15 protein-coding genes and 4 pseudogenes are annotated in these 25,415 nt (G+C 42.3%); 14 read left to right on the top strand and 5 right to left on the bottom strand.

Annotation, left to right across the window (positions count from 1 at the left end; all coding sequences use genetic code 11):
* Positions 1-144 precede the first annotated feature (144 nt).
* From A587_RS0110480 to A587_RS0110470, 3 genes are all read right to left on the bottom strand, one after another.
* Positions 145-2,721, bottom strand: a complete 2,577-nt coding sequence (locus A587_RS0110480; RefSeq protein ID WP_017217547.1) for a TonB-dependent receptor — start codon at positions 2,719-2,721, stop codon at positions 145-147.
* A gap of 272 nt (positions 2,722-2,993) precedes the next feature.
* The gene (locus A587_RS0110475) at positions 2,994-4,220 is read right to left on the bottom strand and encodes a threonine/serine ThrE exporter family protein (RefSeq protein ID WP_017217546.1); all 1,227 of its coding nucleotides are present in this window, start codon (positions 4,218-4,220) and stop codon (positions 2,994-2,996) included.
* 339 nt (positions 4,221-4,559) lie between these two features.
* Entirely contained in the window at positions 4,560-5,570 is a 1,011-nt protein-coding gene (locus A587_RS0110470; protein ID WP_010379361.1) for a LacI family DNA-binding transcriptional regulator, read from the bottom strand.
* Positions 5,571-5,707: 137 nt separating this feature from the next.
* Between A587_RS0110470 and A587_RS0110465 the strand changes: the two genes are divergently transcribed.
* Positions 5,708-8,191 (top strand): S9 family peptidase, encoded by a 2,484-nt coding sequence (locus A587_RS0110465; RefSeq protein ID WP_017217545.1) that lies wholly within the window; start codon positions 5,708-5,710, stop codon positions 8,189-8,191.
* 81 nt (positions 8,192-8,272) lie between these two features.
* On the opposite strand, the gene A587_RS0110460 is transcribed toward A587_RS0110465, so the two are convergent.
* Together A587_RS0110460 and A587_RS0110455 are read right to left on the bottom strand one after the other, a co-directional pair.
* On the bottom strand, positions 8,273-9,121 hold the full coding sequence (locus tag A587_RS0110460; RefSeq protein WP_017217544.1) for an EamA family transporter: 849 nt from the start codon (positions 9,119-9,121) through the stop codon (positions 8,273-8,275).
* 167 nt (positions 9,122-9,288) lie between these two features.
* Entirely contained in the window at positions 9,289-10,089 is an 801-nt protein-coding gene (locus A587_RS0110455) for a Rossmann-like fold-containing protein (RefSeq protein ID WP_017217543.1), read from the bottom strand.
* Between the two features lie 384 nt (positions 10,090-10,473).
* Here A587_RS0110455 and A587_RS0110445 point away from each other — a divergent pair.
* The 13 genes and pseudogenes from A587_RS0110445 to A587_RS0110385 form a co-directional block, all read left to right on the top strand.
* Positions 10,474-10,854 (top strand): annotated as a pseudogene (locus A587_RS0110445) (SMI1/KNR4 family protein); the annotation flags it as partial.
* 29 nt (positions 10,855-10,883) lie between these two features.
* Positions 10,884-11,063, top strand: coding sequence for a GAD-like domain-containing protein (locus A587_RS25410; protein WP_082086205.1), 180 nt, complete (start codon positions 10,884-10,886; stop codon positions 11,061-11,063).
* Between the two features lie 184 nt (positions 11,064-11,247).
* A complete protein-coding gene (locus tag A587_RS0110440; protein WP_026000955.1) occupies positions 11,248-11,514 on the top strand; it encodes a hypothetical protein in 267 nt (88 codons plus the stop codon).
* A gap of 45 nt (positions 11,515-11,559) precedes the next feature.
* Positions 11,560-13,117: pseudogene (locus A587_RS24700) on the top strand (IS3 family transposase).
* Positions 13,118-13,160: 43 nt separating this feature from the next.
* Positions 13,161-13,757: pseudogene (locus A587_RS24485) on the top strand (transposase); the annotation flags it as partial.
* Entirely contained in the window at positions 13,721-14,125 is a 405-nt protein-coding gene (locus A587_RS24480) for a hypothetical protein (protein WP_157234642.1), read from the top strand. The pseudogene A587_RS24485 and the gene A587_RS24480, both read left to right, overlap by 37 nt.
* Positions 14,126-14,505: 380 nt before the next feature.
* Positions 14,506-15,318: pseudogene (locus A587_RS23970) on the top strand (IS5 family transposase).
* Between the two features lie 437 nt (positions 15,319-15,755).
* The gene (locus A587_RS0110410; RefSeq protein ID WP_017217533.1) at positions 15,756-17,186 is read left to right on the top strand and encodes a phenylacetate--CoA ligase family protein; all 1,431 of its coding nucleotides are present in this window, start codon (positions 15,756-15,758) and stop codon (positions 17,184-17,186) included.
* Positions 17,177-18,388, top strand: a complete 1,212-nt coding sequence (locus A587_RS0110405) for an aminotransferase class V-fold PLP-dependent enzyme (RefSeq protein WP_017217532.1) — start codon at positions 17,177-17,179, stop codon at positions 18,386-18,388. The genes A587_RS0110410 and A587_RS0110405 overlap by 10 nt, the downstream gene beginning before the upstream one ends.
* Positions 18,389-18,489: 101 nt before the next feature.
* A complete protein-coding gene (locus A587_RS23965; RefSeq protein ID WP_017217531.1) occupies positions 18,490-20,946 on the top strand; it encodes a penicillin acylase family protein in 2,457 nt (818 codons plus the stop codon).
* Between the two features lie 26 nt (positions 20,947-20,972).
* Positions 20,973-22,736, top strand: a complete 1,764-nt coding sequence (locus A587_RS23960; protein ID WP_017217530.1) for a cyclic peptide export ABC transporter — start codon at positions 20,973-20,975, stop codon at positions 22,734-22,736.
* Positions 22,726-23,712 carry a sulfotransferase domain-containing protein gene (locus A587_RS0110390; protein WP_017217529.1) on the top strand — a complete coding sequence of 329 codons (987 nt, stop codon included), beginning with the start codon at positions 22,726-22,728 and terminating at the stop codon, positions 23,710-23,712. The genes A587_RS23960 and A587_RS0110390 overlap by 11 nt, the downstream gene beginning before the upstream one ends.
* Positions 23,713-23,780: 68 nt before the next feature.
* Positions 23,781-25,379: an MBL fold metallo-hydrolase gene (locus tag A587_RS0110385; protein WP_036964811.1), complete on the top strand. Its 1,599-nt coding sequence runs from the start codon at positions 23,781-23,783 to the stop codon at positions 25,377-25,379.
* The last annotated feature ends 36 nt before the right edge of the window (positions 25,380-25,415 follow it).

Raw genomic sequence — 25,415 nt, 5'->3', positions numbered from 1 at the left:
ATCAGCTTTTTGGAACTCCGGGCAGGGAGTTTACTAAGTCGAACCTGTGTTAGCTTGGAAGCGACTTAATTCGAGTCATGAAACTATGTTTTTACGACTAATAAGACCAGATTTAGCGGTAAAAGTTTCATTCGCTATTCGGTGTTAGAAGTTAAATCTAACCCCCGCGCTAAAACGCCTTCCATCGGCATAGACACCCGTTAGTGCTTGCTCAACTCCCTTTTCCTGATAGCTAAATGTATGTTCATCCATCAAGTTGATGGCCTCAAGAATAAATGCCACATTCTCATTGTAGTTATAGGTAAGGTTGGCATCTACTTGACCATAATCGTCAATGTATCCTGGCCAGTCGCGACCTGTATCATACCCTGTTCTGAAGTTGTATGAGATACGGGCACTAATGAATTCGTTTTCATAATAAGAACTCAAGTTAACGGTATGCTCAGAGTTGCCTGGGATAGTGATGTCGTTACCTTCATCATCTTTGGCTTCACCATCTACATAGGTATAGTTAGCCGCAACGCCAAAACCTTCGTATAGCTCTTGTTGATAACCCACTTCTAGGCCTTGAATGCGGCCTGCTTTCCCATTAACAGGGCGGCTGATCAGCACTTCTTTACCTTCATGAGTTTCAAGTGCTGGTTGGCTCTCGATAAACGACTGAATATCTTTGTAGAAAAATACCGCAGAAAAAAGACCTGCGTCGCTAAAGTACCACTCGATACCGGTATCAAACTGCGTCGCTCTATATGGGTCGATGTCAGGGTTACCGCCAGTGCCGGTTTGTGTTTCTAGGTTGTATGAGGTTGATGCGGTCATATCGGCGTAATCTGGGCGAGACATAACTCGCGCGGCAGAAAAACGCATTAATAAATCGTCATCTAAGTCAATTGCCAAGTTAATGCTTGGAAGAATGTCGAAGTAGTCCTTTTCTTCCGTTGTCCAAACCTCAGCACCTGACTCACCTGCAAACGCGGATGAGGTTTGTTTGGTATTTACAAGTCTTACACCTAAATTACCGCGTAGACCATCTGCATCCAGATTCGCTTTAATGTAGCCTGCGGTAATTTTTTCATTGATATCGAAAGTACTGGCCTTCAATACTCGGTAATTCCAACCCAGCGCATCACCTTCTTGGCGTATTTTATCTGAATCAGTGATTGCATAGCTGCGCGTTGTGCCTGCAGAGCCTATGCCTGAAAGGTAATCAGAAGGCATGGCTTTAGAGTAATCAGCGAGACTCCAGTTTAAGTCGGTACGATTATCCGTTGTGTGCTTGGTATTAAAACGACTGTGATCACGATATTTAAAGCCTACTTTGATCTGGTTAAAGATAGCGATATCAATTGGGCGTTTAAAATCGGCTTGAAAATAAGTTTCATCATCTTTCGCATCATTGCTGTCATAGCGTAAAAAGCCTAAATTCCATTTATCACCATCGTTTGGATCGGCAGCATAACTAGTCTTTACGTCTTCCTCTTGTGACGCATCAAAGCTGTGAACATAGTTGCCTTCCCAACCAACGGAGCGATCCGCTTGTGAACCACCCGAACCTTCTGTGTAACCTAAGTGATATGAAGATTCCCAAAGTTGCCCTTGATGTTCAACTTTTAAGTCGTACGATTTGGTTTTGAGCTCAGAGTTACGTACTTTGGTCTCATCCAGAATGTTATTACCATCTGGTGATAAGCCAAGCGTCCCGCCGACGGCCATCTTGCCAACTACGGGGTGGTCGATAACGGTAATGTCAGTATATTGTGAGCCGCCGTAACCGGGTAACCACAGGAAGTTTTGGTTTTCATTATCGGCTTCAAGTGTAGAGTCTAACGCATTGAATACAATGTCCATATTTTCACTTGGACGATATTGCAAGGCGAGGTTTATACCCGTGCGTACGCGCTGCTGTGAGAACATTGCTGAGCCGCCACCGCCTGGGCTGTAGACATTGTCGACGACGGTACCATCTTCAAGTGTGATATCACGATAGGTCCAAGACCATGCTTCAATACCATCACGACGCAAGTTACGTTCTTGGCGCACGACAGAAATTAAGGCGCCAAAAGATTCATCATCGGTCTTAAAGTTGTACATAGCGGAAAGTTGCGGGTCGGTTTCACCTGACACCTCGCTGTGCTGTGCGATAATTGAACCTGCGATTTTATTTGCTTCTAAATCAAGCGGCTTACGTGTTCTAACAATCACGGTTCCACCAATAGAGCCTTCGTCAATATCGGCTTCTGGTGATTTGTACACTTCAAGCCCTGAAATGATTTCAGAGGGTAACATTGTATAGTTAAAACCACGGCTCGCGGCTGAGTTAGTCCACCAATCCGCTGAGCCAACGGCTTGACCATTCAATAAGGTCCGGTTTTGGCTTTCACCTGTGCCTCGAATGCTAACGCGTTCACCTTCACCAAAACTACGTGTGATTGAAACACCGGTAATTCGTTGTAGTGATTCGGCGACGTTTTGATCTGGAAATTTGCCAATGTCCTCGGCGGTTACTGCATCGACAATGGCGTCAGAGTATCTTTTTGTATTGAGTGATTGAACAACGCTGCCACGGATCCCTCTGACTTGAATAACTTCAACTTCACCATTTTTAGCTGCTTCTTGATTGTTGTTTTCTTCAGCGAATGCTAGAGCCGGTGCAAAAAGTACTGAGCCGAGCAAAGATTGGCTGATTAATACAGCCAGTTTTTTCTTATTATTGCGAAACATAAATTCCCCTTGAGTGCTTACTTGTGATTGACCACGAGAAAGATTAAACACCAGCGGGGTTTGTTAAATCTTGAATTGAAATGAATAGTTATGAATTTGGAGATCTTTTACTTTGTATTTTCTTATTTTATTGAAATTTATAGATATAAAATAATTTTTTCTCGGTGGTTTTCGGTTTAAGTTAAGTTTACTGGAGTGATTTCACTTTGTTTTTTGTTAACATTCACAACTACAAAGAACTGGAAAGGCGACTTTCCAGTTCTTTTTGTGCGTTATAAGCTCTTTTTGGGTGGTAGCACAACGTTTGAGAAGATAAGGCCAGCGATAAGAGACATAAATATTAAGAAGGTTTGTTGGCCAATATGATCCGCATGAACAAAGCTTTGGCCTTCAATTAAAGAATTAAGTCCAATATAGGTTTTAGAACCAGGGACCAACACAATCAAACCTTGCATTGCAACAATGGACGCAGGGGCATTTACCACACGGTTAAAGATATTACTAAAGACACCCACTGCAAATGCACCTACAAAAGTACCAAGTGCATAATCAAAGTAAACCGCAGAGCTGATACTGGCTGCGTAGGCGATAAAGCCTGATGCGAGTGACCAACTTGCATGGCGTAACTTTGTTCTAAAGATAATAACTAGGCTGCTACAAAGTAATAGCACTGCAAGCCAAGCCGTCCAACGTGGTAATGGTGATGGTTGTATAAAATCAACTTGTCCAAAAAACGCAAACCCTAAACTGATCCCCAAAAATGCACCGAAGTAGAGCTTAAAGAGCAACATAATAGAGTCCATGACTCTAGCGGTGCCTGACACTAGATGGCGAGCCGATAATTCCGCAAACCCAAGCGCCAGCGCCAAGCCAGGTATAAACACGATAATGGCCGAAAGTACCACCAAACGGATGTTGACCTGCGGGTCAATGTACACAGACACAGCGCAGGCAGCAACCGCTGATACGATGGCGACCAAAGGCTCAAGCATATGTGTTACGCGTTTGGAAATACTTGCCCAAAGCACGAATATGTAGACCACAAGCGATATTAGCGCCGACCACCAAACGTCATTCCAGCTAGTCCCCATCAGCATCGCAAATGCGCCACTTGAGGTTGCAAATGCAAGACCCGTCATTAACTTATTATAAGGGGGCTTAGCGTGCAAAATGGCTTCAAGGCATTGTTCAGCTTCTTGGATTGAAAGCTCACCAGATAACACGCGTGTTGCGACGTCATCCGTATCTGCCAATGAACCTAAATCGTGATCGCCGGGATCAACTCGCGCCACATGGGTATATTCTTCTTCATGACCTTCGGTCCAAATTACAAAAGTGACAGATGTCGGAGACATGACAAAGGAAGACTTTAGCCCTAGGTGAGTGGCTATTTCCATTAAATGTGCTTCGAGTCGATAGGCAGGAGTACCGTATTTGTGAAGCATTTTGCCTAACTTCACAATAAAGCGGCGTTTCTCTGTAAAGGTTGCGTTATTCAACGAAAGAGAACCTTAAATATGTAATGCCAATTCTACTGAATGAAGCGAATTGGCGAAAATGTTAAAAAAGTATGGTGTTTGAAATTAAAAAAATCAAACTGAGCTCATCATGGGTACGCGCTGCTAGTAAGGTACATATCATTGCTTTTACTAGATTTTAGTTATGTTTTTGCACACGAATTTGATATTCGCAACAGACTATTTGCATAGGTAAATTTGGCGGCCAAGATTGCTGCGAATTCTATCCAGATTCTCAGTAATGTCTATAGTTTTGGCCGCAAATATTTGCATTTTTTATAAACAGGTATCAGCGCTACATTTATTGCTAAGCGCTAAGAGTTACGATGATTCTCTGATCTGCAATGACACATCCACTAGGGTTCTAACGGCAGGTTGCGATTTGTTTAAAATTTCGGACAGTGTATGGCATGTCCGTTTACCGATGTCGTCGGCATCAATTCTAACACTCGTTAATGCGGGTTTCATCAGCTGGGAGTCTTGCAAGTCATCAAAACCGACAACTTTGATGTCTTCACCAGGTACCAGTCCATGTTCGCGCATGGCTTCAATTGCACCGTATGCAATGACGTCACTAAAGCAAACGATAGCTTTTATCTCTTTATGGTCAGCGATGAGGGTATTAAACGCTTCTCGGCCCCCTTGGCGATTGGTTGGAGCAGCGATCGCAGGTTGCGCTTCATTTAATCCGTTGAGTTTTAGAGCGCTTTGGAAACCAGACAGTCGCTCATGGTAATCTGAGATTTCGGGAGTACCACCCAGAAAAGCAATGTCTTTTATGCCTTGCTCAATGAGGTGGGTCGTTGCTAGGTGAGTCCCTTTTTTATTGTCAGGTAGAATACAGGGGGCTTTCGCGAAGGCCACTTCACGCATAATGGTAATAACTGGAAATCCAGAGTCAGCCAATTGGTCCAGCCACTCTCGTGGGGTACTTGGTGCAGGCACCATAACAAAGGCACAAACATTGTATTCTTTAAGAGTATTAACTACTTGGCGCTGGCGATTGAAATCTTCACCTGTATTTACCAGCATAGGCACCATACCTAATGCGTAAATATGTTTTTCTAATCCGACAGCAAGCTGAGCAGAGTACGGGTTAGTTAAGTCGTTGATAACAACCGCAACAAGATTAGACTTTTTACTACGTAGCGCTGCTGCGTCGCGATTATAGACGTAGCCCAGTTTTTCGATAGCTTTTAATACTTTCTCTTTACTTTTATCGCTGACTTTATCGCTATGTGTGAGGACAAGAGATACTGTTGATTTAGAAACTTGTGCCTCTTCGGCAACATCGAAAATAGTAACCTTAGCGAGTTTTTTATCATTGTTCATGCTAATTCGTGTCAATTATGGCTGGTTAAGTGACTAAGTGTACATCAAGTTTTCATCGCATTAAATCGCAAATCTCTGCACATTTCCCGATAATCGTTATATGATCATTCGTTAAACGCCGAAGATAGGTAAATACAGTGAAATTATTAAAACAAATCACATTTATCATATTAATGACTACCGTATCATATACGGTATGTGCACAAGAGCAAGGCTACATGACACCTTCTCCAGAGCTGGCAAAGCTTGTTGATGCACCATTGATCCCTACATCTAAATTGAGTGCAAACGGCAATTGGTTGGCATTGTTACAGCGCAATAGGGTGCTTACGCTCGAAGAGCTTGGGCAGCCAGAGCAAGCGCTTGCGGGGATAAAGTTCAACCCGCAAACCTTTATGCGGACCTCCAGCCGCCAATATAGCTCTATTGAGTTTAAACATGTCGCAACCGGTGCCTTAATTAAGGTGACAGGTCTACCTAAAGGCAAGATCAAGTCGCCAAGTTGGAGTGCAGATAGCCGCTATCTCGCGTTTATTCTTGAACAAGAAAATAGTGCTACGCTTTGGGCTTACGATATTGAGCAGCGCAACCTTAAACAGCTCACTCAATCAACTTTAAATGGCGTGGTGACTTCAACGCCATACCAGTGGTTGCCAGACAGTACAGCGATTATCGCAAATATTGCTATTAATCATGGCAAACAGCCAAGCGCAAAAGATAAATCTAGCCTAACGCCAATAGTACAAACCACATCTGGCAAAAAAGCATCAACTCGTACTTATCAGAACTTATTGTCTAGTCCCTATGATATTCAGCTATTTAAGTTCTATTCTGAGGGGCAGTTAATTAAGCTAAATCTGAATGCCAGCGCGCAGCAAATTGGTAACCCAACCTATCTTAAACACTTCTCTGTTTCGCCAGACTCTACCAATCTAGTGGTTAGCATGATGGCCGATCCTTTCTCATTCCAAGTGCCTTACAGCCGTTTTCCAGCGGTATGGCAAGTGTGGGGAATGCGTGGCTATCCATTATTTGAAGTTGCAAGACAACCACTAGCCGACGCACTGCCTGCGGGCTTCGATAGCGTGAGAGAAGGCCCTCGAAAGATCCAATGGCGTGACGACCATGGCGCGACGCTAATATGGGCCGAAGCGCAAGATGGTGGGGACATGAGTGCGAAGGTTGACTATCATGACCACCTTTACACGATTAGTTCGCCATTCAAAAAAGAACCTGAACTTTTCGCAAAAGTAGAGCGTCGTTTTTCGAGTGTTGAGTGGGCCGATAACAATGTTGCGATTTTGAATGAATGGCGCTTTGCCGATCGCAGTGTTCGTTCTTCTGTATTTTCTCCACGCAATCCAGAGCAAAATCGCGTGGTGTTTTCAGAGCGCAGTGCTAATGATGCATACAAAGACCCTGGCAACTTTGTATATGAAAATAGTGATTTAGGTTCAAGAATATTGAAGCTAGTTGGAGGCAGGTATTTGTTTTTAACGGGCAACGGTGCATCTGAGAAAGGCAACATTCCTTTTTTAGATCGTTATGACGTAAAGACCAATACTTCAACTCGTATTTGGCAGTCGAGTGAACCTTATTACGAAAGAGTGCGTGCGATGTTAGATGACGAAGGGATGCGCTTTATTACCGTGCGTGAGTCACGCCAAGAGCAACCGAACTTTTTTGTCCGAGACTTACAGTTTGATACATTGGAGCAGCTAACTAAGTTTGCGCACCCTTATCCCGCATTTAAAGGCGTTGTAAAAGAGCAAATCAAGTACAAACGTGATGATGGCGTTGAGCTATCCGGTAATCTTTATCTTCCTACTGATTATGACCCATCAAAAGGTCGTATACCTGTGTTGATGTGGGCTTATCCGCTTGAGTTTAAAGATAAAGCCGTTGCCTCGCAGGTGCGTGAATCGCCTTATCAATTCCCATATATTGGCTATTGGGGACCAATGCCGTATTTAGCAAAAGGTATTGCTGTTTTTGATGATCCGACGATGCCGATTGTGGGGGCTGGTGATACGCAACCTAATGATACATTTAGGCAGCAATTGGTCGCGAGTGCAAAGGCAGCTGTTGATACCTTAGTCGAAAAAGGTATAGCAGATCCTAAGCTTATTGCGATTGCAGGGCATTCGTATGGAGCATTTATGGTGGCCAACTTACTTGCCCATAGTGACTTGTTTGCTACTGGTATTGCGCGAAGCGGGGCTTATAATCGCACCTTGACGCCATTTGGTTTTCAGGGGGAGCCGCGTAACTTCTGGGAAGCGCAAAACGTCTATGCCTCTATGTCTCCTTTCTTCCACGCGGAAAAAATCAACGAACCTATGTTGATGATCCATGGAGAGGAAGATCCAAACTCTGGTACTTTTCCTATGCAATCTAAACGTATGTTTGCTGCAATGAATGGCTTAGGTGGCAATGCAAGGCTGGTGATGTTGCCAGAAGAAGGCCATGGCTATAAAGCACGAGAAAGTATTTTACATGTGCTTTGGGAGCAAGAGCAGTGGCTTGAAAAGTATCTGTTCTCTGAGAAGGAAGAAACAATCCCTGACGACACGTCAACAGATGAAATGATACCGGTTGCAACGGAAGCGACAGTTAACTAACAATAAATCGATACAGTAGAGGGAGTATAGTAGATCTACTCCCTCTATTTACCCTATTCAGTTAGACGAAAATTAAGCTACCTACTCTTTACTGGATACTGAACTGCCGACGGAAGCGGTAATTACCATAAAAATGGCAAGCCATTGCCAAACAGTCAGCAACTCTCCGAGAATTAAAAAGCCAGCCAACGCCGCAACCGCAGGTTCAACGCTCATTAAAATACTAAATCCTTGTGCGGGCATTTTTCGAAGCGCTACCATTTCTAGGCTATAAGGCAGGGCGCTGGATAATAAACCAATCGCGATACCTAATGGGATCAGTGACCAATCAAGCAATGCAGCACCTTGTGACACCACGCCAAACGGCACGATAGTAAGGGCAGCAACCGTCATGCCGATTGCCACAGTCACCCCGCCGGAGCTTTCATTGCCTGAGCGTTTACCGTAGAGAATATATCCTGCCCAACAAGCGCCAGCAACCAAGGCTAAAGCAACACCGACTGGGTCTAAACCATTGACATCGCCAAGATCTGGTAACAATAGCAAGATCCCCAAAATAGCAAACGCAACCCATAAATAATCACGTTTCCGTTTAGATGAAAACAGTGCTACGGCGAGCGGTCCGGTGAACTCTAATGCCACACCAATGCCAATAGGGATACGCTCAATGGCATAGTAAAAGGTGATATTCATACCGCCCAAGCATAGGCCATAAACGATGAGTGGTCGCCAGTTTGTCGGTATATGACGCCAAGGTTTGAACACCAAGCATAAAATAAGAGCTGAAAATCCAAGGCGATATGCTGTGGTACCCTCGGGCCCCACAAACGGAAATAACTGCTTGGCAATAGAGGCACCGGATTGAATGGTGACCATAGCGCAAAGTAGGCATAAAATCGCAATGACAAAGTCGCGGCTAAGTAGTGGCATTGAGACCCCAATAAGATAAATAACAAGCTTAAAAATGGCGATATAAGGCTAGTCTAATCGTGTCTAAATAATGGCTCAATTACTTTTGTATATTTTATGCCTTTCTTGGTTTTTGAAATGGTTATTTGTTGATTTATTTACTTTTTATTTTCAGTGTTTTCTTTTTATTATCGTTCCAATTTTGCTTGTGTACTCAGGTAGTTAAGCCAAGCACTTTCATGCCTTTGCATATTTTTATGCTTTTTCGAGTCCAAATGTGCGAGCTTATCGCGGTCATTGATAAAAGGGCCAGCCCTACAAACAGTGCAGTAATCATCACCCAAATAATCAGGTACTTTGAGCTTTTCTTTGATAGCGTGAGCTGGGTTAACAGACCAGTAATAGCTAATACCGCTGGTGTCTTTTACGTGTTTATCACGGTCAACATTACGAATTTGATACTCTGGGAATTGTGAAATCTCAAATCGAGATTGGCCGAGGTAATATTGTTCAAGTCCGTTGATCAGGTTGCCTTCTAGATTCCACTCAATATAGGGCTTTACGTCCTTTGAGGTAATGATCCCGAGTTGAGCGCCATTTGGGTCAAGTGCATATGCCGCTGCGTTTATTAAGAATTCTCGCAGCAATTTCCGATTGAGGCTGTTAACGCTCAAGGTCTGGTTTTGGAAGCTTTCAAACGAATCAAACGCCGGAATGAGAGGAAATTGAAAAATAACTGCATCAAAGGCATGCGGCGGCACTTTTTGCCAACAAAGCGCATCAGTGACATCAAATTGAGTCACTACAGTAATTCCTAAATCATGTAGCTTATTAAAAGCATTATCTTGATATTTATGCTTAAGTTCACTTTCACTATCATACACACTGGCAGTAAGATGTGCTGGAGCAAAATGTTTTGCTAATGAATATGAAAAGCTTAAATCGCCATCGCCAACGGTAAGAATACGCCAGTTTTTATCGAGTATCATGGAGCTGTCTAATCGGTAAAAGGAGGAGTTTATCAAATCCGGCTATTATCTTGTAGCAATTGGTCCTTTTATTAGTTTAAAACCAACTAGACAATCCAGTCATACATCAGAATCTTTCAGTTACGATTGCAATGCTGGTGGTTGCTCGTAGCATCGAATGGTCTGCTGTCGTCATACAGGATACATTGAGCATGGATTTTATCTCAATATCAAAGAGTCTAATCACAAGAGAGCAAAACGCTTTAAGATAAAGAGTACTGGCTTAATCTAGCTGCACAAACTTGCTATATTTTAGGAAATTAGAATGAACTTTGAAAACAGTTATCCAAAAATAAGCTTATTTGAGATCCAAGCGCTCAGTAATGAACTGAACTTCAGCTCCCCAAAGAATATATAGATTTTCTTCTTAAGTTTAATGGTGGTCAGCCTACTAAAAATCAGTTTACTAAACATAATTCTGACGGTGAATTGCTTTTTGACTTTGACATTAATGTTTTATTTGGAATTGGCAAAAATGATACTAGCTTTGATTTGTTAACTATGTTTTCTATTTATTGCGATAGGATTCCCGAAGAGCTACTGCCTATTGGTAATGATGGCGTTGGTAATGTTATTTGCATGGGTGTAAACGGTGCACAAAAAGGTGGCGTATTTATATGGTGGAAAGATAAGCAAGTTAATGAAGGTGCCAATCCAGATTATCAAAATGTCGACTTAATTGCGTCATTATTTACTGACTTTTTAACAGGTTTTAGCGTTTTCTAACTCTTTAAACTGAGTTGTCGAGTCTGTAAATAAAGAACAAGTTTTTTGATAATTTTTATAATTACAAGAGCTTCGGATCGGTCATTAAAGCGATAACGCCAACAAAAGAAATATTACGTGAATATCAATACCAGTTACCTGAAAGGTTGCTGGAATATTGGCTGCAGTATGGTTTTTGTGTTTGGGGAGCTGCATCTTCTGGACAGTAAACCCACCTGAATATAGTTATGTACTGAAATCATGGTTGGAAGACGTCAAGGAGAACACATTATCTAGTCGATTCTGAAACCAATTTAATTTATTGAATTACTTGAAGATTTAAACGATATTACTACCCTCAAACTGCAACTTTTTTGAATCACACAACCAAAACATTACAATTTGAGTGTAAAAATGAAACCAAAACCAACCATGCAAACACCACAAAAGTACCTGTTTCAAATCGAGCTTATTGATATTGTTTCACCCCATCATGATCTAGTGAAGCTAGCAAAACTCATTGATTGGCAGCGCCTAGAGGTTGAATTTAAAAAGCATTATGGCGATAAAGGCGCTGGCGCCAAGCCTATCCGTCTACTTGCGGGTCTCGAATATCTGAAACAAATTCACAAACTGTCTGACGAAAACACGGTGGCCATGTGGCCCCCTATGGCAGGATAGTTGTCACTCTTAAAATTTAACCAATTGGGGCGGTCAGGTGTAAGTATGTCTCGTTATAGTGAAGAACGTAAACAGCAGATTCTGAACAAATTACTGCCACCATCGAACTTAACGGTGGTTGAAGTTGCGCAGCAGGAAGGCGTTAGCGAAACCTTGTATAATTGGCGAAACAAAGCCAAGCAAGAAGGTCGCCCCGTGCCCAGAAATAAACCAATCTCAGAACATTGGTCAGCAGAAGCTAAATTTGCCACTGTACTTGAAACTGCCAGTTTGAATGAAGCTGAATTGAGTGAATATTGCAGGAAAAAGGTCTCTACGTTGAGCAGGTAAAAGCCTGGAAATCCGATGCGCTGCGCGGGTTCCAAAACTCCAAAGAACACGAGCAAGAAGCGAAACGTCAGCGCCAGAGCGACAAAAAAGAGATTAAACAACTCAAACGAGAACTTCGCGAGAAAGAAAAAGCGCTGGCTGAAACAGCTGCCTTATTGGTGCTGAGAAAAAAGCTCAACGCGCTCTGGGAAAGCGACAACGAGGACGACTGACCTCGCTCTCACAGCGCACGCAGTATGTGTCGTGGATACGCGAAGCGAATGATTCTGGAGCCAGATTGGACAAAGCGTGTGAAGAAATTGGCATTACTTTGCGGACCTATCGACGCTAGTATCGTGACGGTCAAGTCACCTCAGACAGGCGGCTTGATGCCATTAGACCAGCACCGTCAAATAAGCTCAGCTCCGGGGTAGTAGACACAATCCTAGCAGTTTGCAATTTGCCGGAATTCGCCAGTTTACCGCCATCACAAATTATCCCTGCGTTATTAGATAAAGGCGAATATTATGCTTCAGAGTCAACATTTTACAGAGTACTCAAGGCAAATGGTCAGTTACATCACCGAGGCCGAAGCACTCCATCTTATGGGATAACTCTTCCAACAACGTACACGGCAACGGGACCTTGTCAGGTGTTTTGTTGGGATATTACTTATCTGCCAAACACAGTACGTGGGCAGTTTTATTATCTGTACGTGCTCGAAGATATATACAACAGAAAAATAGTGGGCCATGAAGTCCACGAACAAGAATCAGGCGAGCATGCAGCCAAGCTGCTGGAGCAAACATTAGTGCGTGTAAATGCGCTGCATAGCGGTGTCGTTTTACACTCAGACAACGGTGCGCCGATGAAATCGCAAACTATGCGTGTGAAAGCACAAGAGTTGGGTGTGACAACGTCATATAACAGACCACGAGTCAGCAACGACAATCCATTTGCAGAATCGTTGTTCAGGACTTGCAAATACAGACCTGATTGGCCCTCAGCAGGCTTTAAAAGCCTCGAAGAAGCCCTGGCGTGGGTACTTAAATTTACTCGTTGGTATAACTATGAGCATAAGCACAGTAAATTGCGGTTTGTTACACCACATCAGCGACATATAGGACAGGATGAAGAAATCCTTGCCCAACGAAAAGAGCGAATGGAAATAGCAAAAGCTGCTATTCCTAGTCGATGGGGAACACGTGCTGTGCGAAATTGCAGTCCAGTCGGGCCTACAACGCTCAACCCGGAAAAACAGCACACGGGTGAGGTAGAAAAACAAGCTGCTTAAAACAGTAAATGGTGACAATTAACTTGAAAAACAACAGTGGTGCGAAAACCCGTATTGGCAATATTTTTGTGGCATGCAATTTTTTACGCATGAACCGCCTTGCGATCCCAGTTCGATGACACGCTTTCGCAAGCGAATTGGTGAGGATGGCGTTGAGTTAATGCTGTCACTCACGGTAGATGCGGGCCTTAAAAGTAATACTATTAAGCCTTCAAGCTTGCGAGAAGTGGTCGTAGACAGCACCGTTATGGAGAAAAATATCGCCCATCCAACAGACCGTAAATTACTAGAAAAATGCCGCAATAAACTGGTTGGCTTCGCTAAGCAAGCCGGCATTGTGCTTAGGCAAAGTTATGAACGAGTAGGCCCTAAGGCCGCTCAAAAGGTGGCAAGCTATGCTCATGCCAAACAATTCAAACGCATGAAGAAGACACTGAAAAAACAGAAAAACTATCTCAGGCGAGTGATGAAAGACATCTTGCGAAAAATTACCGAGCGACCAAGCAAGGAGTTTTTCGATACCCTACAGCAGGCTGAGCGACTGTTAAAGCAAGAAAAAACGAGTAAAAACAAACTTTATTGCCTACATGAGCCGGATGTTGAATGTATCGCCAAGGGAAAAAGCGCAAAGCCATACTAGTTTGGTGTCAAAGTGAGTGTCGCGACCACATTGAAAGAGCATTTGTCGTTTGCTCTCATGCAATGCACGGCAATCCCTATGATGGTGACACGTTATGGGAAACGTTAAGAATAGTAGAAAACGTCACAGATAAAAGGCCATACAGCTGTTTTGTAGATAGAGGTTATCGCGGGCACTTTGCAGAACGTTATGATGTGTATATTGCGGGGCAAAAGCGCGGTGTGACGCTGAGTATTAAGAAAAAACTCAAGCGACGCAATGCCATAGAGCCAATCATCGGGCACATGAAACAAGACGGTCACTTAGGGCTTAACCGCTTAAAAGGAAAGTTCGGTGACAAACTGAATGGTAGGCCAAAACTGCCGTAAAGTTCTAGCCCAACTGCGGCTTTTTTATGTCTGGATTTTATATCAGCTATTAGCAGCGAAAAGCGCTGCGTAATAACAGCACTGTCGATAAAGCTAATGCTCAGGCTGGACATATTTTGTACTGCCAATCTAAGCATCAAAACGTCAATATTCAGAACCGACTAATTAAGCCGACCGCTTTGAAATTCGCAAGAATGGATTTGATATGCAGTTTGTAAACGAGCTATTTTCCAACCTAGTGAGTTGAACCACTGAAAACCAACTCGTCAAATGTAAATTTGATATGAAAATTAGAGCGTGTTGTTCTTTGTGGTACGAAAAGTAAACGGCAAATGGGTCAGTTATAATGGTTTCGCCAAAAATCAGTTTAACTTTCCCAGATGCCGAGACTAATGCTAACAGATGATAGTTGGAAATTGCTATCAAGAATCATGTATTTAACAGGTCGTATTTATAATAAACCTGAGCACAGAATGACACTCGAAGGTATTTTATACCGTATGCGTACAGGTATTCCTTGGCGAGATTTACCAAGTGAATTCGGCAGCTGGAGTGCTATATTTAGGCGGTTTAATTTGTGGTTTAAGAAAGGTGTGATAACAGAGATATTTCAATTTCTTTCTCAGGAAAATGATGCTTAATGGCTATTTCTAGATGGCAGTATTGTCAAAGCTCATCAAGGCTGTACAAATATTAGTTCACAAGCAGAGCAAGCAATAGGTAAAAGCCGAGGTGGTAAATCAACTAAAATACACTTGGCGGTTGGTAGCTGTGGTTTGCCAGTTCACTTTGAGCTATCTGGCGGGCAGGCTCATGATGTAAGTTATGGCGAAAGCCTAGTGGTTTCATCACCAACTGCCGAAGTGGTAGTTGCAGATAAAGGTTATGATAGTCAAGTGCTTAGAGAGCTAATTAAAAGTCGCAGTGCCAAGCATGTGATACCGAGAAAAGTTAATAGTAAACAAGGAAATGACGACATTGATTGATGCATGTATAGGTATCGTCACTTAGTTGAGAATGCGTTTTTGAAGATAAAGAAATATCGAGCGGTAGCAACTCGATATGACAAATTGGCTAGGAATTACCTGAGCGTGGTAGCCCTTGCTTTTTCACTCATGTGGCTACCGATGTGGGTTGATTATAAAATGTACTCGAAAGATCAACACGCTCTAATAAAAGGACTAATTTTCTAATCTTATTGACTATCAGCGCTATAGAGGTTACGTTTAACGCTTAAATTTTATATGATGCTTATTTGTTGCATTGTTTCGTACTTTACTTTTATATTAAGCAGGCGTTTTTAACGGAATAAGGTAAGGCATTTGCTAGTAGCCGAACGACATAGAGCATACTAAGTTTTCACTAAATAACATCTCGACAATAAAAATACGGTAATCATTTTAAGATATCTCACGCATGAGATGACCCAACAAATGAAGACCCCCTTTAACGAAGAATAACAACATACCTTCTTCGGTGGATGGCATTTAGTAAACTTTGATCCAATATAAAACAGCGACATTTTTGAGTAGATTAGCTCAAAGCTATGAAGGGGGTAGCATCACAGATTTGAATGAATATCGCTGATAACTTTAGATCACCGTTATCGAGATAACGCATAACAGAAGGTATGCTAAAAACAATCATTTTGCGCTTCTTGATAAAAGTATGTCACGTAACGTTTAATGGGCTAACTTGCAGCCAAAAAGCCTTCATTCTACTTGACCTCAGTAAATTCAAAAATGGTAGATACACAATGATTAATACGAACTTTAAGGAAGTTCAGGAAGAAATAATATATAGCTATGAAAATACTGTTTTTTTTAGAAAGCATATGGAACAAGCAGGGCTTGCCCCCAGTGATATAGTTGAACCTAAGGATTTTTTACGTATACCGCCTACCGTAAAAAAGAACTACAGACAGAATTTTCCAGCAGGAGTAATTGCTTCAGGATACAACCTAAAGAGTCCTCATGTTATGCGCTTTCAAAGCTCAGGAACTGAAGGAGATCGGTTAGTGAGTGTTGTATTATCTTACGACCTTGCTCGCCGTCAAGCTAGCTGTATATCTGTAAACCCAAACTTCTCGTCACTTTGGAAACCAGGTCTCAAACTACGTACTTGTCGATTTGCAGCACCAAACTGTTCAGATGTAGAGTGTGCAAATCCCAACAGTACCATGGATAGTCGTATGCTGCCGGATGGCACTTTGGTTTTACCTGTCTATCACGATTTGTTGACCACACCGGATCGTATGATAAATATGGCACTTGACGAGATTGAGGAATATGATCCTCACCTGATGTTTGTTGATCCAACACACTTTGCATTTTTGATAAGAGCGATGAAAAAGCTAGGCCGTGTCCCTCATAAAAAAGAAGGCTTTTGCATCATGTCTGGTTACACTTTATGTACACAAGTAGCTAGGCGTCAAATCAAAGAGTGTTTTGGGGAAAATGTTGCATTTGCAGATATGCTAGGTATGTCTGAGCTGGGTTATTTAGGTTTTGAATGCCCTCATGGTCACCAGCACATGAACATTGATGACTATCATCTAGAGTTTATTCATGATGGCCGTGCTGCACAACCAGGAGAGCTAGCTGAGCTCTTAATAACCACAATCGATGATAAGTTATCCCCTCATATTCGCTATGCAACAGGTGATATGTTTCGTTTAAGTGAGGAAGCATGCACTTGTGGTGATCCCACGCCAGTCGTTCGTGCAGAAGGTCGTGTTAAAAACGCCCTTTGGCGTCATGATAATACAGTGGTAACGCCAAAAGAATTAGATGAATTAATTGGTCCTGCTCCATGGATAGATATGTACCAAATGAACCAAACAGATGATGATCAGTTCACTTTCAAATATCTACGCAACGAAAATTGGACACAGCAAGCCGAAAATGAGCTTTTAGAATGTTTTAAAGACACTTTAAGAAGTAACAATGTGACTTGCTCACCAACAGAATACTTCCCTGCAGATCGTGGGGGTAAATTTATTTCTTGCATATCTAGTGTTGCAATGAGAGAAGAAAAAAGAAGGTTATTGTCATGGGTATAGAAAATAGTCGAGCTGATTTTCCGGTTCTAGAAAGATTAATAGACGGTCAAAGTATTACTTATTTAGACAGTGCCGCTACATCTTTAAAGCCACGCTCAGTGATTGACGCAATGTCAAATTATTATTATCAGAATGGCGTAAACATTCACCGTGGTAAATACTACTTATCAGAAGAAGCATCCGATTCCTATGAGCGAGTTCGTTACTCCATTGCCCAGTACTTGGGGGCATATGGTAATGAAATTGTATTTACCAAAGGCACAACAGAAGCGCTGAACTTAGTTGCCTACGGCCTAGATCTACAAAAAGAAGACACAGTAGTTGGTTTCCTCGACTCTCACCATGCACAGATGCTACCGTGGAGACGTTATGCTAACTTAAAGCTTGTCCATTTAAATGAGGAAGGCGGCATTGATCTTGAGCATTACCGCGAGCTGTTAAAACTAAAACCAAAGGTTGTAGTGTTGACTCATTGTTCTAATGTGAGTGGCACAGTCGCCCCGATTGAACAAATGGCCATTGAGGCAAAGGAAGCGTGTGGTGCGATTGTCGTAGTTGATGCTGCACAGTCTATTCCTCACCCTCATTTGCGTATCGATGTATCAAAGCTTTCTGTTGACTTTGTCGCATTCTCTGGACATAAAATGTTAGGGCCAACAGGCGTCGGGTGTTTGTATGGCAAGAGCTCCGAGCTTGATAAATTGCGCCCATTGATGTTAGGTGGCGGCATGGTAGATTGGGTTGATACTGAAGGATCTCAGGAACGAAAAATACCACATCGATTTGAAGCCGGTACTCCCCCTATTGCTTCAACATTAGGGTTAGGTGCTGCGTTGTCTTATTTAAATCGATTTAGCGCACAAGAATCGCGAGAGCACACAGAATTATTAACAGAGGCCATTATTAAAGGCGCAATGGACCGAGACTATATAGAGTTACTTGGTTCAAAGAGTGCGAAAGACCGCTGTGCTATAGGAAGTTTGCGGATCCGGGGTTGTGATGACTTATCCGATATTGCAAGATCGTTAAGTGATTCGTACGGTATTATGTGTCGAACGGGGCATATGTGTGCCCAACCTGTAGTGGACAATCAAATGGGTGGGGAAATATTGCGTATATCTGCGTACATATACAACACTCCTGATGAAATAGAAAAGTTTTATTTAGCTTTGGATGAACTGGTTAGTTTTCTAGGACTGTGATCATTATTGGCACAATATAATTTAAGACATTCATGATTTATATAACAAAAAAAATAACAGCACTGTCAATTGCAACTGAACTCAAAAAGGAAAAAAACTAAATGTTTATGAAGTCTTCCCCCATACTATCGCGGATTATTTTTTGGGTGGTCCTGCCGTTAATATTGATAGCCGGTTTCGGTTATTACTTTTTACTACAAGCCCTTCCTAAAACTGAGGGGGTGATCCAACTGTCTGGCTTAAATGACAAAGTTGTAGTGACGCGGGATGAGAATGCTGTACCCCACATCGTTGCAACTACTGATCATGATGCATTCTTTGCTATGGGTTATGTACATGCTCAAGAGCGATTATGGCAAATGAACTATAAGCGACGTGTAGCGCAAGGTCGAGTAAGTGAAATTCTCGGTGCGGATGCATTGTCAATCGATAAGTACATGCGGGGATACAGTCTAGCTCGTTCGGCAAAGTCTGCTGTGGAAAATTTAGATGAAGAGTCGTTACGCGTACTGAGAACATATGCGAAAGGGGTCAATGCATGGATCCAAGAGGGTAATGTATTACCTGCTGAGTTTTACATTTTCGATACAAAGCCCGAGCTTTGGAAGCCTGAAGACTCCATTTTAATGTTCAAATTAATGGCATTGACACTGGGGCCAAATCATGAAGCTGAACTCGGTTTCGATATGTTGGTAAAAGAAGTGGGTTTAGCTAAAGCCAATGAAATCCAACCTAACCTCAATCCAAACAACCCTGCAGCGGCTGAAGTACATTACGAAAACTTAGCCAACAACAATGTGCAAAAAGAGCTGATTTCTTTAAATGATCAACTGCAGAGTTTGTTTAAAACCGGTGGGGAAGTGTCTGTAGGCAGTAATGCTTGGGCTGTGTCTGGTAAGTACACAAAAAATGGTTTGCCTTTGCTTGCTGGTGACCCTCACCTACTAACAGAAACCCCTTCTCTTTGGTACTTGGCACACCTCAAGGGTGATAAACTTAGTGTAACTGGGGCGACTTTCCCAGGTGTTCCGGTTGTTTTTATGGGGCGTAATGACGTGATTTCATGGGGTATCACCAACATGTATCCTGATGCAATCGATCTGTTTATGGAGCGTACGAACCCTGCTAACCCGAATCAATATGAAAAAAATGGTCAGTGGGTTGACATGAAGATTGAAGAAGAGATTATCCATGTCAAGGCGGCCAGTCCTACATTTTTGACTAAGCCTATCCCGCCTATCAAATGGCAGATCAGAAGCACTGAAAATGGTCCGTTAATTAGTGATGCGATTGGCCGAGTTGATACACCGTTAGCGCTACGCTGGACTGCCTTGGACAAGGTGGACAAAACGTTTCGTAGCTACTTGGATATGAACTACGCGCAGAACATAGATAGTTTTAAATTAGCTCTTGAGGATTATAAAACGCCAGCGGTTAACATCATTTACGCAGATAAAGAAAACAACATTGCGCAATTTGCAGTAGGCAAATTGCCGATCCGTAAAAAGGGAAATGGTAGAAGGCCAGTGCCAGGGTGGAGCTCTGATTATGAATGGGACAAGTATATCCCTTTCGACGAGATGCCACACATTATTAATCCAGAAGTAGGCTATGTTATCAACGCCAATAACAAAAATCATGATGAGGACTACCCCTACATTCTTTCAACTTCAGAATCACCTCCTTATCGTTACAATCGTATTAAGCAGGTAATCCAGGAGTTCATAGATTCAGGTGAGAAAATTGAAGTAGAAGATTTTATCAAGCTGCAAGGTGACAATAACAGTTTACAGGCAAAAGAGTTACTGCCATTTTTAAGAAACCTGCCAGCAACATCTAGTGAACAACAGGAAATACTGACACAACTAAAAGAGTGGAATGGTGTCTTGTCTGGCAACAGTGAAGAAACTGCCATTTATGAACTATGGCTAAAACATTTTAACTATCTCCTACTTGCAGATGACTTGTCAGGCAATATGCTAAACGTTGAGCGAGGCGATGCATTGTTGGGGAGTGTGTCTAGAATTAGACCGTTGCTGATAAACAAAGTTGTACAGAACAGCCCTGAACTAAAGCATGATTGGTGCGATCAAATTAATACGGTAGAGCATGAAAGCTGTAACGAAATTGGCCTGATCGCATTAGATTCTACAATTGAAGAGCTAGGTCGTATTCCCGGGTTTTCAAAGGCGTGGGGAGATATCAACGAGACCTATTTCCCTCATCAACCATTATCGATGACGCCATACGATGGAATTTTCTCTCTCACCAGCGATGGTCAAGGGGATAGGTTTAGCGTTAACCGTGCTGATTGGAGTTATTCAGAGCAGTTTGGTTATCGCACATTAGGCGCAGCAGGGTACCGCCAGGTAATTGATTTTAGTGACGAGAACCTCAGTGGGTTCATTAATAATACTGGTCAAAGCGGGCACTTCTTGAGCAAACATTACGATGACAATATCTCGGCTTTCGAAGAGCTGAAGTTAAGGCCAATGAGTCTTGAGTCGACAACGAGTTCTGGTGATAGAGCTGTATTGCATTTAGAGCCGAAGAAATAAAACCTCGGTTGAACAAGGTAACTAAAATGAATAAAACTAAACAAGAAAATTCGTCTATCAAACTGCTAGAGATTTTGACTTCGGTCTCGCCCAACAAAGTTTTTCTCTCAGTTGTCATCGGCGCAATAGGGGGGTTTGCCTACTCACTCTTAGTGCCTCTCATCATGCTTTCTCTACAGCCTGAGCTTAGTCGCTTTATGCAGCCCGAGTTTGAATCGTCTTATTGGTTGTTCGGTATGTTTGAAGTATCTAATCCAAAGCAAGCTTTAACATTCTTTGTTGTTTGCATGCTCATTTTATTTAGCCGAGTCATGTCTGGTACATTGATGCTTCAAGTTGCAGTTGACTCGACCGTGGGCCTGAGAAAAAAAATGTATAAACGGATTTCTCAGATCCCGATTCAAAAACTTGACCAGATAGGTCCATCGCGTTTACTGACAGCAATTAATAATGATGTAGAGCACATCGCTAACGGAGCGAGTACCATCCCTACGATTATGATCGCTATCATGACCTTCTTTGGTATGCTCTCATTTTTATTATATTTACAGTTAGAAGTTTTCCTTACGGTATTGGGCCTAATCGCTTTTGGATTTGTCACTTACCAGGTCCCAATTTTCTTCAGTCGAAAATACATCATGAAGGGGCGAAATGGTTTTGACAGGATCCAAGATGGCATTAAAGGGCTAATTTACGGTGCGAAAGAGTTGAAACTGAATAAAGAGAAGCAAAAAGCGTTCTTAAATGAAGAGCTTTACAACGTTGAAGATCAGTATAGTGCATCAATTAAGAAAGGCCGAACTTTCCTCGTTTTCGCAAATAACTATAGTAACTTAATCAGCTTTTTTACTATCGGGCTAGTGGCATATGCTTTGGCTAACTATTTAGCCCTCTCAAGAGACGATGTCTTAGGGGCAATTATGATATTACTTTATATCATGGGCCCATTGACGGTGTTGGTTGGTTCGATGAACTCTATTGTTGCGGCAAGGGTAGCGGGCAGAAAATTAGCCGCACTATTCGAAGAGATGCCCATAGAGCCTAGCTCTAACAATACTTTAGCCAATCAGGGAGATGTTCAAGAGTTGAAGCTAAAGAATATTGAGTACACACACGCGACCGTCAGAAACGAAGATTCAGGGTTCCATATTGGCCCAATTGATTTGTCTTTTAAAAGAGGCGAAGTTGTGTACCTAGTTGGCGGCAATGGCTCAGGTAAAACCACGTTAGGCAAAGTATTGTCGCTTCATTATCAACCTAGTAGCGGAAGTGTATATCACGACGCTGATTTAGTCACCGATGACAATAGAGATGCCTGCCGTGAAAGTATCTTTGCGATATATTCTGACTTTTACTTATTTCCAAAGCTTTTTGGCATTGCGGAAAAAGGGTTAGATAGCCGCGCTACAAGATTACTGGAGTTATTGGGGTTAGATAAGAAGGTGACGATAAAAAATGGGACTTTCTCTAGCACTAAGTTGTCTGATGGTCAAAAGAAGCGCTTGGCGTTACTTGTAAGCTATTTAGAGGATAGGCCTGTACATATTTTTGATGAGTGGGCCGCAGATCAAGATCCAGAATTCAAAGATGTGTTCTATAACCATATTGTTCCGTATTTCAAAGAGTTGAACAAAATAGTGGTGGTGATCACTCATGATGATAGATATTTCCACTTAGCAGATAAAATCGTGAGATTAGAGAATGGTAAAGTAAGCAAGATTATTAAGCAGGGAGGGGCGAAACAACCCAGTGAAAATAAAATTTCATGGGAGACGGCAGATGTCAACTAATCTAGAGACAATGGACAAACGACAAGTATCCAGATTCTTTAGATCATTTGAGTTAACGACTAAATACTGGGAATTTGTTGGTTCTGATAAACCTTTATTTTCTCAATTGTCGCAGCTCATAAAAGGCGGTCTTGAATATCAATTCCTCCCTTATTATTTTTCTGATGTGCCTAATTGGCGGCTTTCTCTTAGAAAGTTGCGCTCTAAAGAAAGAATGGCTCCAAACTATGTGATGACCGGGCCTTGTAAAAGTGGGTCCAGTGATTTAGTTAGCCACTTGTTGTTTCACCCAAACGTTATGCCTCCTTTGGCCAAAGAGCCAAAGATGCATAAGGTAAAAAATTGGCGAATGGGTTACCCCACTGTTCAAGAACAACAGGAGCTGGAGGAAAGTGTTGGTGGCCCAGTAAGGTGCGGTTACCTCGACCCTGAGCTATTTCGTCTTGATGTTATGCAAAGGCTATACGAACTTAACCCAAATTGTAAGGTGATAATTACATTAAGAGATCCTGTTGACAGGGCTTATTCATTCTGGAAGTGGGAGCTCTTTTTGGGAGTAAAAACGCTTGCTCGCAGTAAAAACAGAGAGTATTTCAACAATTACTCAGACTATATATCGCGTGCGCTTGAAGTGTTTCCAAGTATGCCAATGGACAGTTTGACTGGTCCTCAAGTTTTGGCAAATGGCATCTATTATCAGGCTGTAGAGCATTGGATTAAGCGCTTTGGCAGGGAAAATGTCATGGTATTGGATGTTGCTGAATACTTCAAAAACAGACAGCCTGTGTTTGAGAGAATTCAAGAGTTCCTTGAAATACCTGTGATTGGCATTCCTGAACTCAATGCCAAAATAAATGAAAACCCAACAAAGATGCCGCCTGCGGATGAAGAGACTAAGGCAAAACTTGCTGAGTTTTATCGTCCTTTTAATGACAAGCTATTCGCGTTGCTGGATCAGGAGTTTGACTGGCAATAATTAGCACAACTTCTTGCCATTGGGGGGTTATCTGCCTCCCAATTGTACACACATAGAGTAATGAAAAAATGATAAGTGAAAAGCTTTATCTCAAATCAGAAGTATATTTTGAGCCTTTAATGAATCATTGGTATGCATGGCCTTACCTCATTCCACCGGTTACGGCTGCGCGGCATGTCGTAAACACGCATAGGCGGATCATGCAATCTTTTGTAAAGAATTATAAGTTGCATATTCTGGCGTCAAAAGAGTCTGTGCTTACTGGTGGGGAGTTTCTAAATTGCACAGAAGATCAGGTGAGTGACATTCAAGCACTCATCGAAGAGCAAAATGAACGATGCGGTGATTTAATTGAGTTATCGGATGCTGTAAAACACCTCGATGAATTATTGTACAGCCACACCAGTGGAGAAAGTATCGAGTATATTTACGCAAAAATACCCGAGCCACTAAGAGGGTGTATTGAACTATTTCTAGATATGGAACACCGTCCATCTTACCGCATAATCGAGCCTTTGATGTACCGAAGTGCGTATTACAAACCGACGTTACAAAGTTTATCTTTTGGATTGTTATCCAAAGTTGATGAGCGTCCTTTTGTCTTTAGTACACCGCGACTACCGGACAACAATCACTTACAGGTAAAAGCGGATTTCAATGACCAGATTGTCGATGCGTTGTTTCAAGCGAGAGAAATACCACTCACCTCAGAGCAAATAGAAGCGCTGTTTGAGGGGTATGAGTTAGACGGCGGGGTATCGTATCGGGAGTTATTTACAACAGAAAAACCGACAATAAACCATATGCCAGTGAAAGAAGGGGTGAGATTAAATTACACAGGCCATGCCGGCTTTCTAATTGAAACTGCTGATGTATGTATCTTGGTTGATCCTGTTATCGCATCTCGTAACACGAATGATGATGATACGATGATCAGCTTCAGCGAGTTGCCGCAGAAAATTGACTATATTTTGCTGACCCATACTCATATGGATCATGCCAATATCGAAACCTTGTTACAGCTGCGCTATAAAACAAACACCGTGGTTGTACCAAAAAATAACGGCGGCACGCTGCCTGATCCATCACTAAGACTCATTTTAAAACAATTGAACTTTAATGTGATTGAAGTAGACGATTTAGACGAAATCGAGATCCCAGCTGGCCGAATTGTTGCGCTCCCTTTCTTAGGGGAACACGGCGACTTAAATATTCGAACGAAAGCCGCTTGGTATATTGAGGTACTGGGTAAGAAGTGTTTCTTTGGCGCTGATTGTGCGAATCCAGACGGGCAGTTATTTGAAAAGTTGGGTGCAATATTTACAGACATAGACGTGTTGGCAATCGGTATGGAGTGTGTGGGCGCGCCATATACATGGTCATATGGCGCTTTACACACCAAAAAAGTACCAAAGTCGATTAAAAATTCTAGGCGGTTAGACGGGGCTGATTGTGATCAAGCACTACCGATGGTGAAAGCGTTTAACGCAAAGCAAGTGTATGTCTATGCAATTGGGCTAGAAACCTGCTTTAAGTATTTTATGGGCCTTGAACACGAGGAAGACTCTAGACAAATCGCAGAGTCCACGAAATTTTTGGCATCTTGCGAAGAGATAGGTGTACCTGCAGACATCATCTCTGGCAAAAAAACCATCCATTTAAAATAAGAAAAAATAAAAACTGCATTAATACTTGATAGGTAA

Source organism: Pseudoalteromonas sp. NJ631, from assembly GCF_000276645.1.
Classification (GTDB): Bacteria; Pseudomonadota; Gammaproteobacteria; order Enterobacterales; family Alteromonadaceae; genus Pseudoalteromonas; species Pseudoalteromonas piscicida.
This window is presented reverse-complemented; position numbering and strand designations above follow the sequence as displayed.

Bases quoted from the DNA above. Each gene is read 5' to 3' on its own strand.
- A587_RS0110440 (WP_026000955.1), top strand. From the start codon at position 11,248: ATGAAACCAAAACCAACCATGCAAACACCACAAAAGTACCTGTTTCAA.
- A587_RS0110385 (WP_036964811.1), top strand. From the start codon at position 23,781: ATGATAAGTGAAAAGCTTTATCTCAAATCAGAAGTATATTTTGAGCCT.
- A587_RS0110405 (WP_017217532.1), top strand. From the start codon at position 17,177: ATGGGTATAGAAAATAGTCGAGCTGATTTTCCGGTTCTAGAAAGATTA.
- A587_RS0110390 (WP_017217529.1), top strand. From the start codon at position 22,726: ATGTCAACTAATCTAGAGACAATGGACAAACGACAAGTATCCAGATTC.
- A587_RS0110480 (WP_017217547.1), bottom strand. From the start codon at position 2,721: ATGTTTCGCAATAATAAGAAAAAACTGGCTGTATTAATCAGCCAATCT.
- A587_RS23965 (WP_017217531.1), top strand. From the start codon at position 18,490: ATGTTTATGAAGTCTTCCCCCATACTATCGCGGATTATTTTTTGGGTG.
- A587_RS0110460 (WP_017217544.1), bottom strand. From the start codon at position 9,121: ATGCCACTACTTAGCCGCGACTTTGTCATTGCGATTTTATGCCTACTT.
- A587_RS0110410 (WP_017217533.1), top strand. From the start codon at position 15,756: ATGCTAAAAACAATCATTTTGCGCTTCTTGATAAAAGTATGTCACGTA.
- A587_RS0110470 (WP_010379361.1), bottom strand. From the start codon at position 5,570: ATGAACAATGATAAAAAACTCGCTAAGGTTACTATTTTCGATGTTGCC.
- A587_RS23960 (WP_017217530.1), top strand. From the start codon at position 20,973: ATGAATAAAACTAAACAAGAAAATTCGTCTATCAAACTGCTAGAGATT.
- A587_RS24480 (WP_157234642.1), top strand. From the start codon at position 13,721: ATGTATCGCCAAGGGAAAAAGCGCAAAGCCATACTAGTTTGGTGTCAA.
- A587_RS0110455 (WP_017217543.1), bottom strand. From the start codon at position 10,089: ATGATACTCGATAAAAACTGGCGTATTCTTACCGTTGGCGATGGCGAT.